A 13,713-nucleotide genomic window follows, 5' to 3' on the forward strand; every position below is an offset into this window, starting at 1 on the left:
GAATGAGAGTGCTCGCCCTGGAAGGTCAGAAGAACCTAGGAAGCTTTATCGATTTTCCACATGACCTTTATAGGGAGGACTCTAATTACGTCCCTGAACTTTACATAGCTCAACGTGACATGCTCACGCCAGGCAAGCATCCTTTTCATGACCATTCAAAAGTTCAGCTATTTCTGGCTTATGATGATAATAATAAGGTATGTGGAAGGATTGCGGCCATTTTAAATAACAATCATAATGCATATAATCAAGCCACTGACGGTTTCTTTGGCTTCTTCGATTGTGTGAATGAGCAGGGTGTGGCTAACTCCCTGTTTGCCGCAGCCGAGAAATGGTTGAAGGATCAAGGCGCGACCACCGCAATTGGTCCGGTCAATTTTTCGACAAACGAGACCTGCGGACTTCTGATTTCAGGGTTTGATTCACCGCCGGTAGTGATGATGCCCTATAATTTTCCTTACTATCTGGATCTGATTGATCGGGCAGGATATCGCAAAAAGGTCGATCTTTTAGCTTATGACGTCCCCTACGCTACGCACAACGACCGATCTGTCAGGCTTCTTGATACCTTACAGGCAAGACTACAGCGGAGTAATATTACCATCAGGAAGATTAACATCAAAGATTTCAAAAAAGAGGCTGCTAAGCTTCGCGAGGTGTATAACGCAGCCTGGGATCAGAACCTTGGTTTTGTCCCTATGACAGAGCAAGAGTTTGATCATATGGCAAAGGATTTAAAGCTCGTTCTTAACCCGGAGTTCTGTCTTGTTGCCGAGCAGGGAGACAGATTTGTTGGTTTTGTACTGGGCTTGCCAGACTTAAACCAAGTGCTTAGGAAAGTTAAGAGAGGGCGTTTGTTGCCTTTTGGAATATTTAAAATTCTATTTGGCTTAAAGAAGATTGACTGGCTTCGGGTGCTAACGCTCGGTGTGATCAGCGATTACAGAAAGCTGGGCATTGAAGCTTGCCTATATGGACTTATCATAAGAAATTCAGTTGCCAACAATATAAAGGGAGCAGAATGCTCCTGGATGCTTGAGGATAATTATTTGATGAATAATGCGATAGAAGCAATTAACGGCACTGTCTCAAAAAAATTCCGGCTCTTTGAAAAAACGATATGAAAAAGAAGGTCCTAATTACGGGAGCGTCGGGCTTTGTTGGTTCTCACCTTGTTGAAGCTGCAGTAAGAGAAGGTTTTGACGTTTTTGCAGCCATCAGGTCTTCGAGTAATATCAAGCATTTGACATCTTTGCCGGTAACATGGGTTACGCTGAGCATGTCGGATGTAAAACAGCTCGAGGCCGAGCTTGCAGAACAACAATATGACTATATTATCCATTGCGCAGGATCAACCAAAGCCAAAGCGGAAAGCGATTACAATTATGTAAATGCCGAGTTATCCAGAAATTTGGCTGTAGCTGCTGTGAATGCGGGAATACCTCTTGAGAAATTTGTTTTTGTAAGTAGCCTTGCGGCACTGGGACCTATCGCATATGACGATCCTCAATACATTAAAGCAGACCATTCGGCGGTGCCAGTGACGGCCTATGGCAAGAGTAAACTCCTGGGGGAGCGATATCTTAAAGAAATTCCGGGTCTTCCATTGGTGATTGTCCGACCGACCGCTGTATATGGCCCACGCGAGAAAGATATTTTTATTATTCTGAAGACTATCAACTCCGGACTTGAACCCTATATTGGCAGAACGGCACAGAAGCTCAGTTTTATATACGTTAAGGATCTGGTGAAGGTGCTTTTATCTGTGCTTCATCAGGAAGTTTCGACAGGCCGTTCATACAACGTTTCCGATGGGCAGGTGTATTCCAAGTACGAACTTGCCGAAGTCATGAAAGATATCACGGGGAAAAAGACTTATAAATTTCATATCCCAATACCGCTGGTTGGGGCGATCGCATCAGTAATGGAGTTGATCTACTCTTTCCGGACTGACAGTCCGGCTCTGAACAAAGAGAAAATCAACGAGCTCAATGCTGAAAATTGGGCTTGCTCAATAAGGGAATTGGAACAAGATTTTGGATTCATAGCCGATTATCCGCTCAGACGAGGATTAGAGGAAACAATACACTGGTACAAGGAAAACAGGTGGTTGGCTTAACATGAATCTACTTTTACAATAAATAAATCACAAAAAATGAAAGAACAAGTAAAACCTGCAAATGGAAAGCTTGGAATTCTGATTCCAGGCTTAGGAGCAGTAGCGACTACTTTTATTGCTGGTGTTGAGGCGGTAAAAAAAGGCATCGCACAACCTATCGGATCGCTCACGCAGATGGGCAATATTCGCATAGGAAAAAGAACGGAGAACAAAAATCCCAAAATCAAGGATTTCGTTCCATTGGCGGATCTAAATGATATCGCTTTTGGGGGCTGGGATGTATACGAGGATAACGTATATGTAGCAGCGTCTAAGGCTAAGGTTCTTGACGCCGAATTGTTAAATGCGATCAAGCCAGAGCTTGAAGCCCTGATTCCTATGAAAGCAGCTTTTGACAAGCGTTTTGTTAAAAATCTTGACGGAACTCACATAAAATCTTTCACTACGAAGGCAGATCTTGCTCAACAGGTTATTGAGGATATCCGTAATTTCAAGGCTGAAAACAACTGCGAGCGCCTGGTAATGGTTTGGTGCGGATCTACGGAGATCTTCCAGGAAGTTACGGACGTACATCAGAGTCTTGAAGCTTTTGAGGCGGGTCTTACTGAGAACCATCCCGATATCTCTCCGAGCATGATCTACGCATATGCAGCTTTGAAAGAAGGCGTTCCTTATGCTAACGGAGCTCCAAATCTGACTGTTGATACCCCCGCTTTGCTGGAGCTTGCAGCGTTGACTGAAACTCCTATTGCCGGAAAGGATTTCAAAACCGGACAAACCTTGATGAAGACCATTGTAGCTCCAGGATTAAGCGCAAGAGCGCTTGGTGTACGTGGCTGGTTCTCGACCAATATTTTAGGTAACAGAGATGGTCTTGTACTGGATGATCCGGATAATTTTAAAACTAAAGAGGTTTCGAAACTGAGCGTGTTGGATGAGATCTTCAGACCGGAAAGTAACCCCGAGCTGTACGCTGATATGTACCACAAGGTTCGTATTAATTATTATCCTCCGCACGGAGACAATAAAGAAAGCTGGGACAATATTGACATTTTCGGATGGTTAGGATATCCTATGCAGATCAAGATTAATTTCCTGTGCAGAGATTCAATCCTGGCGGCTCCGATCGTGCTTGACCTTGCGTTGTTCATGGACCTTTCCAAACGTGCAGGTATGACAGGAATTCAGGAATGGTTGTCATTCTACTTGAAGTCACCTCAGACTGCTGAAGGCCTGCGTGCAGAGCATGATATTTTTAAGCAGTTAATCAAGTTACAGAATACACTTCGCCACATGATGGGAGAGGATCTCATTACACATCTTGGTCTTGATTATTATCAGGAGCTGGTGGATTCTATTCAATAAAATGCACAAATTAATTTCCACAAGTCTGGGTATAGGGTACATAAAGGGTGGCGGCACTATAGCGTCTGCATTCTGTTGTGTATGCTTATATTATACACAGGCTTGTGGAATTAATTCTCCCTGGATATCCATATTGGTAGCGCTTGCTATTTTTGGTATTGGAGTATACTCTGCCGGAAAAGTTGAACGACATTGGGGAAAAGATAGCTACAAGGTTGTTATTGATGAAATAGCAGGTATGTACATCACCATGATGTTTGTACCAGTAACCGTTACGACATTAGTTGCCGGCTTTATTCTTTTTCGCCTTTTTGACATCTCAAAACCTTTTTATATTAGAAAGTTGGAAAAACTGCCAGGAGGAGTTGGTGTGATGATGGATGACGTTCTGGCAGGTATTTACGCTAATATCAGCCTCCAACTTGCTATATTTGTAAGTCTTCTGTAAAATCCAATGCTCAAATTAATAAAAGCGCAGGTTGCCTCATTTACTGGCACAGCAATTGACTTTTTAACCACAATAGTCAGTGTTGAAATTTTTAACCTCTGGTACGTAACGGCAAATATTGCTGGAAATGTGTTTGGAGGAATAGCGAATTTCACGCTGGGTAGGATATGGGTGTTTCAGGCCCGTGGTGAAAAGGTACATTTACAAGCTTTTAAATATATAATAGTTTGGATAGGTAACATAGCACTGAATACCTCCGGGGTATATGCTTTGACTCATTATATGAGCCTATCGTACATATATAGCAAAGTTATTGTATCAGTAGTAGTAGGCATAGGCTGGAACTATTTTTTACAAAAATATTTTGTCTTCAAATAATCGTGAATTTAAACATCAGGTCATTCCAAATTAGCTTTTTGATTTTAGTGCTTGTTCTTCTGGGACAGGTATCCTTTGCTCAGTTGACAGAAGTAAAAGGCACCGTAATAGACGCCAAAACAAAAGAGACGTTACCTTTTGTCAGCATAACCGTTCCGGGTACGAAAATGGGAACCACAACAGATGTTGATGGTAACTTCTCTATAAAGTTAAATGGAAACTTTCAGCGGATAGCAGTTACTTATGTAGGCTATATATCCCAGACTAAAGCCATCACTCCGGGTGTTCCTCAGACCGTGAAGGTGCTGTTAAAGGCAGATGCCAATGTATTATCTGAGGTAGTTGTTAAATCTGGCAGACGACAAAAATATAGGAACAGGGACAATCCGGCTGTTGAACTGATAGAAAAGGTCATTGCAAATAAGGATAAGAACCGTGTAGAAGGCTATGATTTTGCGGAGTATGAAAAGTATGAAAAGCTGACATTTGCTCTTAGTGATCTCTCTGACAAATTTAAAGAGCGCAAGTTTTTTAAGAATTACCAGTTTCTATTTCAGCAGCAGGATTCTACAGCTATCGGGGGAGAAAGCATCCTGCCTTTGTATATGGAAGAGAAGCTGTCAAAAAACTACTATAAGAAGAATCCCTCCAGATCGAAGACGAAAGTACTAGCAACTAAAAAGGTTGATTTTGATCCGAAATATATAGATGCTCAGGGTGTAAGCGCTTACATGAACCGCATGTATCAGGACATAGACATATACGACAATAACATCTTTGTTGTAAGTAACCAGTTCTTGAGTCCGATTGCTCCGAGCGCGCCGTCTTTTTATCTCTACTTTATAACAGATACTGTAGACAGAGATAATCAGAAGCTGATTGAATTAAGTTTTGCTCCGCGAAATAAGGGAGATATGCTTTTTCAGGGTAAGTTATATATTACGCAGGATGGGAAGTATGCTGTTAAGAATGCGTTAATAAGCGTGCATAGAAACATCAATCTGAATTTTATCCGTGATTTTGAGTCTAATCTTGACTTTGACGTCGACCCACAGGGTCGTTACTACTTGAGCAAGACTAATTTAAAGATAAATTTCGGTATTTCAAAGAATAAGGGTACGGGTGTATTCGGCGAGCGGACCGTCTCTTTTAAGGATTATGTGCTAAATACCCCCATTCCTGATAGCGTGTTTGAAGGGTCAATGGAAGAGGTAGTGCAGGAGAGTCCGAGCAATTCTGAACAGTTCTGGCAAGACAAGCGCCATGAGCAGCTGGCTGAAAGTGAACAAGGAATATATCGCAATATTGACAGTTTGCAGAACATGAAGTCTTTTAAAAGGACTGCAGAAATAGCCACGTTACTGCTTGCAGGTTACAAGTCTTTGGGGCCAGTTGAAATTGGGCCGGCCAATACCTTTTACAGTTTTAATCCGGTCGAGGGATTTAGGCTAAGGCTTGGCGGGAGGACTACGACGGAGCTGAGCAAGCGCTATTATTTCGAGGGCTATGGGGCATATGGTTTCAAGGACGAAAAGTGGAAGTATTTTCTGAGTGCCACGTATTCTCTTAATAATAAATCGATATATCAGTTCCCTCAGAATTACGTAAGAGCGAGTTTTCAGCGCGATACAAAGATTCCCGGTCAGGAATTACAGTTCGTTCAGGAAGATAATTTTTTGTTGTCTTTCAAGCGTGGGGAAAATGACAAGTGGTTATATAATGATATTTTCAAGCTCGACTATGTAAAGGAGTTTGAAAATCACTTATCTTATACTGTCGGCTTTCGGAAATGGAATCAGAAGCCTGCCGGTGCGCTGCGTTTCGACACTTTTGAAAACGGGACGCTGCGTCCGTTGGAAGATCTTAACACCAGTGAGCTGATGTTGGAACTTCGTTGGGCTCCGAACGAGAAATTTTATCAGGGAAAGCTGTACAGGGTGCCGGTTCCGGGTCCCGAGCCTGTTTTTACAGCACGTTATACAGCCGGGATTAAAGGACTCTTTAAAGGCCAATACAACTACCATAATCTGCTTGGAAATGTATCTAAGCGATTCTATCTGTCACAACTAGGTTATTCAGATGTGACGTTGGAAGGTGGTTATATCTTTGGGCAGGTTCCTTTTCCATTATTGGCTATCCACAGAGCGAATCAGACTTACGCTTATCAGTTAAACTCTTACAATTTGATGAACTTTCTGGAGTTTGTAAGTGACCATTATGCGAGTGTGAATATTGATCATAACTTCAACGGCTTTTTCTTAAATAAAATTCCGCTTATAAGAAAGCTCAAGTTACGAGAGGTAGTAAGTTTTAAAGGTCTTTATGGTGGTTTAAGAGAGGAGAATGATCCCTACATTAATCAGACATTAATGGCTTTTCCAACTACAGAGAATGCAGTAAGAACTACTTATACACTTGAAAAGCAGCCTTACATTGAAGGAAGCATCGGTTTGTCAAATATTTTTAAGGTTCTTAGGATTGATCTTGTGAAGCGTTTCAATTATCTGGATCATCCGGATGTTTCAGAATGGGGTATACGAACACGCTTTAAATTGGATTTCTAAGCTTACATTTGCGGTACTAAATATATGAAGTATGTCTTTTGAGTCTGTGAGGACGAGCCTCCAAATGGGGATTTATAAAGTGATTAATCCTTTTGTCAGGTTTCTGATCAAGATGGGATTGACTCCCAATGCTGTAACCACGATCGGTTTAATCCTTAACATTGGCGTAGCTGTGATTTTTATTCTGGGAGCAGAGAAGGGCAACCGCGGAGATTTACAGTTTGTAGGCTGGGCCGGTGCGCTAGTTTTGTTTGCCGGTGTTTTTGATATGCTGGACGGACAAGTTGCGCGGATAGGAAACATGAAGTCGACGTTTGGAGCGATGTATGACTCGGTTCTGGACCGTTACAGCGAGCTGATTCTTTTTCTGGGTATTTGTTATTATCTGATATCTCACCATTACTTTTTGAGCTCTCTTTTCGCGTTTATTGCAATGATTGGCTCCATGATGGTTAGCTATACCCGTGCGAGGGCAGAAGGTTTAGGCGTGGAGTGCAAGGGTGGGGTGATGCAGCGACCCGAACGTGTTGTGTTGATAGGAGTGAGTGCGATCGTTTGTGGCGTCAGTTCCGTATTTATTGGGGGCGACTATAAGCTTTATGTTCCGGGTGTGCCTTTGCAGGTTTTTGAAACCATTTCGATCTTTACTATTCCCATCACCGTAATGGCTGTTATGACTAATCTCACTGCTTTCAGAAGATTAGTCGACTCCAAGAAAGCCCTTGATCTGATGGATGCTCGTGCGAAATCTGGGGGAAAGGATAAATCAGCGACGGGGATTTTAATGGTTCTATTTGCATCAATTGCAGTTCCGTCCACAGTATTATCAGCAGACAGATTACCGATGGTTGAGTCGGCTCAAAAGGTGAACGTTGAAATGCAAAAGTTTCCGGTACCGAAAGTTAGCAATCAACTGTTCTATCTGCAACGAGATCCAAACGCGAATACGATCATATGTCAGCTTAATTTAGATACCGATGGCAAGCCGAATCAAAAAAATCCTGTCAACGTTTTTTGGATTCGTTATACAGAAGGAGGTAAGCGCTCAGAGCTCAACTTCATTCAGCGAAAGTTCGCGTATGGAATCACAACTAAGCAGATCGACGTTGATAAGCATGAATTAAAATTCGTCTCCTACGGTAAGTATCCTATGTATCTTATGAAAGGGAAGGATAAGAAATACCACGTATTTTCAAAGGTTGCGAACCGGCAAGCAATTTTGAACAGTGTTTATGTGCATATAGATGGAGGTTCTTTTTGGGTGCCGAATGTTGTTTATGTTGAGTTTAAGGCGACTGACCCTGATACGGGCGAACAGTTGACAGAGCGCATTAAGGTATAATGACTGATTTGAGAAAACATAATCTGACGGTTTCGGGCTTGTCAGTATCGTACCTTGTCCTTTCTTACTTTCTTATAGGGTTTAAATCTGAACAAGTATTTCTGGTAGTGCTTTTCAATCTGATGTTCTACTTGTCTGTTATCAGCAGACGGATCATCCTTGGATTTTCGATTTTCATTGTCTATTGGATTTTGTTTGATTATATGAAGGCGTTTCCGAACTATCTCTTTAATGATGTAGATATAGCGGGTATATATCATTTGGAAAGAAAGCTTTTCGGCTTGAATTATAACGGAAGTCTTCTAAGTCCTAATGAATTTTTTTATGTAGAGAGAAGGACTTCACTGGATATTCTTTCCGGAATATTTTATTTAACCTGGGTGCCAGTTCCACTGCTTTTTGCCCTTTATCTTTTTTTTAATAATAGAGAGCAATTTTTGCATTTTTCCTTGACTTTCCTCTTTATCAATATCCTTGGTTTTATTGTTTATTATATTCATCCTGCTGCACCGCCGTGGTACGTCCAGCAATTCGGCTTTGATTTCAATCCGGTAACCCTGGGGAACACTGCAGGATTAGCGCGTTTTGATAGCTATTTTGGTGTGGAAATATTTAAGTCGATTTATGCGAAGAGCTCAAATGTGTTTGCTGCGATGCCATCACTGCATTCGTCTTACCCGGTTCTAGTGCTATTTTACGGACTGAAAAACAAGCTGGGTGCCCTAAATATTTTATTTGGATCTATAATGGTTGGCATATGGTTCGCCGCTGTATATTCAGGACATCACTATCTTCTTGATGTCCTTGCTGGAATCGCGTGTGCGATAGCCGGCATAGCGCTATTCGCTCTTTTATTAAAATTTAAGACCGTTCAGCGATTCATTCAAGCTCTATTGAAGGCCACTCAATAGGGGTTTGGTCCGCATCAATAAGTTTTTTGATATTTTCTTTAGAAAGCGGTTTGTTTAGAAACGCCTTTACGTTTTTATAAGAAATAGCTTTTATTTTATCTTCTGGGTTGATAGATGAGGAAAGAATGATTACGTCAACGGTGACACCGTTTTCGGCCAATGCGTTTAGAAAATCCCAGGCATTCATAGTCGGCATATTGATATCCAAAAGAACGAGTCTGTTCCCGATATAATCTCTCACATATTCAAAACCCAGAGTCGGATCTGTGAAAGCCGTAAGCAGCTGATCTGGCTTTGCCGAGCGGATGAGCACAGTATGAATTCTGTTTATTAACGGTTCGTCGTCAATTAAAATTATTTCTTTCACGATAAGGTGTTAAGGTTATTGATGATAGCAACGTTGGTTCAAAGAAATTGTTATGTAATCCGACGAAATTATAACCAGTTTTTCTTTTTAAAATAGATCAAAGTGAACAAGGACGAGGCAACCATGAGTAGAATAGCAATCGCGTAGCCCCAGCGCCATTCAAGTTCGGGCATAAACTGGAAGTTCATTCCATAAATGCTGGCAATTAGTGTCGGAGGCATGAAAGCTACGGTAGCAACGGTGAATATTTTGATAATTCGGTTTTGTTCAATATTTACAAAACCCATAAATGTGTCTTGCAGATATTCAAGTCTTTCGAAAGCAAATTTGTTATGCTCCAAAATGGAGCTGATATCCTTAATCATGATGCGGAGTACTGCCATGTATTCCTCCGGAAATGTGCTGCTTTTTAACAGAGCAGACGTGAGACGCTGTTTGTCGATGATATTCTCCCTTAATGACATCGACTCATTTTGAAAAGAAGAAATTTGAATCAAGACTTCTTCATCTGACTTCTTTTGTCTCAATATCATCTGTTGATTAAGATTGGCGATTTGGCGGGCAAGTCCTTCGATAAGATCAGCATCATGATCTATAGAAGATTCAAGAAGAGTTAAAAGGACCTGATACCCATTTGTGAATGGCACTGGGCTGCTTTTGATTTTCTTTACAGAATCACCGAAGGCTTTAAGGTCGTCATATCGGTAGGTAAATAGAATGCCTTTTTCCACAATTATAGAGACGGGACAGTATTCGTATCCTGTTGGTTTTATGGAGAGAAAGTTACTGTTGATGACCAGTTCATCCTGTACCTCACTAAATCTGGATGAGCTTTCAATTTCCTGGGATTCTTCTTCTGATGAATATTTTATGTCGAAATAGGTTTCAACTGTTACTTTTTCTTCAATCGTGGGGTTTTGGAGGTCGACCCAGACCATGCTATTCATTGAGATGTCTCTTAGATCCTCCAAATCTGTCTCTTTTACCAGTCTTTTGTCTTTTTTGTAGTAGATACGCAGCATGGTCAAAGTTACAATATCATATTCATTATCTTTGTGTCGATGGACAAGCTGAAGTCGGTAGATTACGGATATAAGAATTACAACTCATACGGAGCATATCTTAAAAGAAAATATGCAGGTGAGAAAGTGGTTAAGATTATAGTTGATGGTGGGTTTACTTGTCCGAACAGGGATGGAAGTAAAGGCTACGGTGGCTGCTCCTATTGCAATGTCGATTCCTTTACTCCTGAGACTACGAGGAAGTCACCGGGGATAAGGCAGCAGATAGAGAATAATATTGAGAGAGCCATAACCGGGTACAAAGCCGATAAATTCATCGTTTACTTCCAACCTAACACGAATACCTACGCGCCTGCCCATTATCTTAAGATGATGTATGATGAGGCTCTGGATGCTTGTCCCCCTGACAAAGTTGTGGGGCTTTCAATAGGGACCCGACCGGATTGCATAGACGCTGAAAAAGTTGCTCTATTGGAGAGTTACGTTGATCGAGGTTTACATGTTGATCTTGAAATGGGGATGGAATCCATTTATAATTCCACGCTAAGTAGAATCAACCGGGGGTGTACGCACGAGGAACTGGAGAAAGCGCTTGATCTGGTGAAAGATTCTCCTCTTGACATTTGTGTTCATACCGTTTTCGGGTTCCCCTGGGAAACAAAAGAAATGATGCTTCGGTATGCGGATGAAATTAATCGTTTTCCGCAGATCAAGTTTGTTAAGTTGCATCAATTATATGTAGTGGAAGGGTCTATTATGGGCGTCCAGTATAAAAGAGAGCCGTTTAAGCTGTTTTCACTTGAAGAGTATGCGGATTTTCTTTCTGAATTTATTCCTTTGCTTCGGCCTGATATCGTGATTCAACGATTATTTGGTATATCCGACCTCGAGTTGCTTATAGCCCCGAACTGGGGATTGAAGAAATCGGGAATTCAGACTTTCATTGATAAGCATCTGGAAAGCAAAAAGGTTGAACAAGGAGCCTTGTATTCTCCCTCCATTTAGCATTCGCCAAAGATCTGGTTTATTTTCATTTGTCTGAACCTGAATATTTCCAGTATACGTTTTTTAACGATTAAAGCGTTTGCGATTCTGCCGATAGGACCGAAAGGAACAGCATAGTTGAGGATGTCAGTCATCTCAACTCCCGCGCCTATGGTTCGGAAGTGGTGCTGATGGTGCCAAAAAGCAAAAGGGCCAGCGCGTTGTTCATCTACAAAGTATTTGTGGGGATCTATATAGGTAATCTCTGTTAACCAATTCATTCGAATGCCCATCAGGGGCGTGATTTTATAACCTATCAATATTCCGGGATACATTTTATCCTTATCGCTCAACTCACTTGTTATATGAAATCCCATAGCTGGTGTTATAGTTGCCAGATTTCGGGGAGAGGAGAAAAAGCCCCATGCTTTCTCCATCGATATTGGAAGGTTTTGTCTAAAGGTAAGTGTATAGACTCTCATTCCTTACTAACAGCTAGCGTTGAAAATAGTTTATGAGTTATTTTTATGAGTTTATGGCTGAAAAAATATAATTACGGTTGTCTTTTCTGTCATTTTCCACTTACTTATCGATTTTATGGTATTATAAAACCTATTTGCTGTTATTTAAGGTTGGTTTTTGGGTTAATTTTAGGTTTTATGTGAGAAAAATCTTAAAAATATTACGATATGTATTTATTTTTCCTATTTTTATTTTAAAATCAACACATAAACATACAATCTATTTTGATTTATTAAAAAAAACCGAATTTTTAACCTCAAAACCAACAAAATGAGCAAAAGTGTCGTTAAACAAACTATTCCTTTCATGTTGTTGCTATTAGCAGCAATAGGTTCTGTCTTTATCCCATCACTAGCTAACTTCGATGATGGCGGAAAAATCTACAACGGAGCTGATATCGCATGGGTATTAACAGCCACTGCACTGGTATTTCTTATGACCCCCGGCCTGGCGCTGTTTTATGGGGGAATGGTTCATCGCAAGAACGTACTATCAACAATGATCAAGAGTGTAGTGTCGGCAGGGATTGTATCTGTATTATGGGTTATTGTAGGATTCAGTCTATGTTTTGGAGATTCGATTAACGGTATAATCGGAAATCCTTCAACTTTTCTCTTTTTTAAAGGGGTAAATTCGGGAGCTCCCTGGGCGGGCGGTCCGACAATTCCATTGACATTATTCTCTGTCTTTCAGCTAATGTTTGCCATAATAACCCCAGGTTTAGTTGTAGGCGCAGTTGCTGGAAGGATCCGGTTTATTTCTTATATCAGCTTTATCGCTTTGTTTATGCTGTTTGTCTACGCTCCGCTTGCCCATTGGAGCTGGCACCCTGAAGGGTTTCTTTTCCAACTGGGAGCCCTGGATTTCGCGGGAGGTACGGTTGTTCATATCTCTGCCGGCTGTGCCGCTTTGGCTGGAGCGTTGGTCTTGAAGAGACGTAAGGCACATATCGAGAAGAAAGAAGTGCCGCCTGCTAACATTCCTTATGTGTTAATTGGTACAGGTCTGCTTTGGTTTGGCTGGTTTGGATTCAATGCAGGATCTGCTCTGGGAGCGAATGCACTGGCTGTATCTGCATTTGCTACCACGAATGTTGCAGCAGGTTCTGCGGGCTTGGCTTGGATGTTTTTCGATGTTTTAAGAGGAAAGAAACCATCAGTCCTTGGGTTCTGTATTGGTGCTGTTGTAGGACTCGTGGCGATAACTCCCGGAGCAGGATTTGTAGCTATTCCCCAGAGTATCTTCATCGGATTTGCCGCTTCAATTGTCTCAAACGTTGTCGCTCATAAAATTAACAACTCGCGGATTGATGACACGCTGGACGTTTTCGCTTGCCATGGTGTCGGTGGAATGGTAGGAATGCTTTTGACAGGCTTATTTGCAACCACTGCGGTAAATGGGGGCGGGGCTGATGGATGGTTCTATGGTAACCCTGAATTTTTCTTCACCCAGCTTAAGGCAATGACAATAGCTGTAGTGTATAGCTTTACGGTTTCTTATCTCATTTTTAAATTGATCAATCTTATACAACCTATGCGTGTAACGAGTGAAGAAGAGGAGCTTGGGCTTGATTCAACACAACATAACGAAAAATATATGCAGGGTACTTTGCTTGTAAATAAGAACGGTGTTCTTACAGACGAGGATTTACCAGAAGAGGTTGTGTAACCATATTTAATAAAATATTCTAA

Annotated in this window: 13 protein-coding genes; 10 read left to right on the forward strand and 3 right to left on the reverse strand. The window is 41.4% G+C overall.

Annotation, left to right across the window (positions count from 1 at the left end):
* The first annotated feature begins 2 nt into the window (after nucleotides 1-2).
* From B0I27_RS04040 to B0I27_RS04075, 8 genes are read left to right on the forward strand one after another with little or no spacing between them, the layout of a single operon-like run.
* Nucleotides 3-1,124: a GNAT family N-acetyltransferase gene (locus tag B0I27_RS04040; protein ID WP_106291688.1), complete on the forward strand. Its 1,122-nt coding sequence runs from the start codon at nucleotides 3-5 to the stop codon at nucleotides 1,122-1,124.
* On the forward strand, nucleotides 1,121-2,119 hold the full coding sequence (locus B0I27_RS04045) for an NAD-dependent epimerase/dehydratase family protein (protein ID WP_106291690.1): 999 nt from the start codon (nucleotides 1,121-1,123) through the stop codon (nucleotides 2,117-2,119). The genes B0I27_RS04040 and B0I27_RS04045 overlap by 4 nt, the downstream gene beginning before the upstream one ends.
* Nucleotides 2,120-2,155: 36 nt before the next feature.
* A complete protein-coding gene (locus B0I27_RS04050; RefSeq protein ID WP_106291692.1) occupies nucleotides 2,156-3,484 on the forward strand; it encodes an inositol-3-phosphate synthase in 1,329 nt (442 codons plus the stop codon).
* Nucleotide 3,485: 1 nt separating this feature from the next.
* Nucleotides 3,486-3,932: a phosphatidylglycerophosphatase A family protein gene (locus B0I27_RS04055; RefSeq protein WP_106291694.1), complete on the forward strand. Its 447-nt coding sequence runs from the start codon at nucleotides 3,486-3,488 to the stop codon at nucleotides 3,930-3,932.
* A 6-nt stretch (nucleotides 3,933-3,938) separates the two neighbouring features.
* On the forward strand, nucleotides 3,939-4,310 hold the full coding sequence (locus B0I27_RS04060) for a GtrA family protein (protein ID WP_106291696.1): 372 nt from the start codon (nucleotides 3,939-3,941) through the stop codon (nucleotides 4,308-4,310).
* A 38-nt stretch (nucleotides 4,311-4,348) separates the two neighbouring features.
* Nucleotides 4,349-6,874: a DUF5686 and carboxypeptidase-like regulatory domain-containing protein gene (locus B0I27_RS04065; RefSeq protein WP_245925428.1), complete on the forward strand. Its 2,526-nt coding sequence runs from the start codon at nucleotides 4,349-4,351 to the stop codon at nucleotides 6,872-6,874.
* A 31-nt stretch (nucleotides 6,875-6,905) separates the two neighbouring features.
* Entirely contained in the window at nucleotides 6,906-8,216 is a 1,311-nt protein-coding gene (locus tag B0I27_RS04070) for a DUF4833 domain-containing protein (RefSeq protein WP_106291701.1), read from the forward strand.
* Nucleotides 8,217-8,224: 8 nt separating this feature from the next.
* Nucleotides 8,225-9,127 carry a phosphatase PAP2 family protein gene (locus B0I27_RS04075; protein WP_425428110.1) on the forward strand — a complete coding sequence of 301 codons (903 nt, stop codon included), beginning with the start codon at nucleotides 8,225-8,227 and terminating at the stop codon, nucleotides 9,125-9,127.
* Here the strand turns inward: B0I27_RS04075 and B0I27_RS04080 are convergent.
* Together B0I27_RS04080 and corA are read right to left on the reverse strand one after the other, a co-directional pair.
* Nucleotides 9,096-9,494, reverse strand: coding sequence for a response regulator (locus tag B0I27_RS04080; protein WP_181276671.1), 399 nt, complete (start codon nucleotides 9,492-9,494; stop codon nucleotides 9,096-9,098). The two genes, B0I27_RS04075 and B0I27_RS04080, sit on opposite strands and share 32 nt — an antisense overlap.
* Before the next feature lie 68 nt (nucleotides 9,495-9,562).
* Nucleotides 9,563-10,516, reverse strand: coding sequence for a magnesium/cobalt transporter CorA (gene corA / locus B0I27_RS04085; protein WP_106291707.1), 954 nt, complete (start codon nucleotides 10,514-10,516; stop codon nucleotides 9,563-9,565).
* A gap of 39 nt (nucleotides 10,517-10,555) precedes the next feature.
* Between corA and mnmL the strand changes: the two genes are divergently transcribed.
* Entirely contained in the window at nucleotides 10,556-11,521 is a 966-nt protein-coding gene (mnmL, locus tag B0I27_RS04090) for a tRNA modification radical SAM protein MnmL/YtqA (RefSeq protein WP_106291709.1), read from the forward strand.
* Here mnmL and B0I27_RS04095 read toward each other — a convergent pair.
* Nucleotides 11,518-11,982 carry an SRPBCC family protein gene (locus B0I27_RS04095; RefSeq protein WP_106291711.1) on the reverse strand — a complete coding sequence of 155 codons (465 nt, stop codon included), beginning with the start codon at nucleotides 11,980-11,982 and terminating at the stop codon, nucleotides 11,518-11,520. The two genes, mnmL and B0I27_RS04095, sit on opposite strands and share 4 nt — an antisense overlap.
* A gap of 310 nt (nucleotides 11,983-12,292) precedes the next feature.
* On the opposite strand from B0I27_RS04095, the gene B0I27_RS04100 reads away from it, so the two are divergent.
* On the forward strand, nucleotides 12,293-13,690 hold the full coding sequence (locus B0I27_RS04100) for an ammonium transporter (RefSeq protein ID WP_106291713.1): 1,398 nt from the start codon (nucleotides 12,293-12,295) through the stop codon (nucleotides 13,688-13,690).
* The last annotated feature ends 23 nt before the right edge of the window (nucleotides 13,691-13,713 follow it).

Origin of the sequence: Arcticibacter pallidicorallinus, from assembly GCF_003002875.1 — a bacterium.
Taxonomy (GTDB): domain Bacteria; phylum Bacteroidota; class Bacteroidia; order Sphingobacteriales; family Sphingobacteriaceae; genus Arcticibacter; species Arcticibacter pallidicorallinus.

Bases quoted from the DNA above. Each gene is read 5' to 3' on its own strand.
- B0I27_RS04040 (WP_106291688.1), top strand. From the start codon at position 3: ATGAGAGTGCTCGCCCTGGAAGGTCAGAAGAACCTAGGAAGCTTTATC.
- B0I27_RS04045 (WP_106291690.1), top strand. From the start codon at position 1,121: ATGAAAAAGAAGGTCCTAATTACGGGAGCGTCGGGCTTTGTTGGTTCT.
- B0I27_RS04050 (WP_106291692.1), top strand. From the start codon at position 2,156: ATGAAAGAACAAGTAAAACCTGCAAATGGAAAGCTTGGAATTCTGATT.
- B0I27_RS04055 (WP_106291694.1), top strand. From the start codon at position 3,486: ATGCACAAATTAATTTCCACAAGTCTGGGTATAGGGTACATAAAGGGT.
- B0I27_RS04060 (WP_106291696.1), top strand. From the start codon at position 3,939: ATGCTCAAATTAATAAAAGCGCAGGTTGCCTCATTTACTGGCACAGCA.
- B0I27_RS04070 (WP_106291701.1), top strand. From the start codon at position 6,906: ATGTCTTTTGAGTCTGTGAGGACGAGCCTCCAAATGGGGATTTATAAA.
- corA (WP_106291707.1), bottom strand. From the start codon at position 10,516: ATGCTGCGTATCTACTACAAAAAAGACAAAAGACTGGTAAAAGAGACA.
- mnmL (WP_106291709.1), top strand. From the start codon at position 10,556: ATGGACAAGCTGAAGTCGGTAGATTACGGATATAAGAATTACAACTCA.
- B0I27_RS04095 (WP_106291711.1), bottom strand. From the start codon at position 11,982: ATGAGAGTCTATACACTTACCTTTAGACAAAACCTTCCAATATCGATG.
- B0I27_RS04100 (WP_106291713.1), top strand. From the start codon at position 12,293: ATGAGCAAAAGTGTCGTTAAACAAACTATTCCTTTCATGTTGTTGCTA.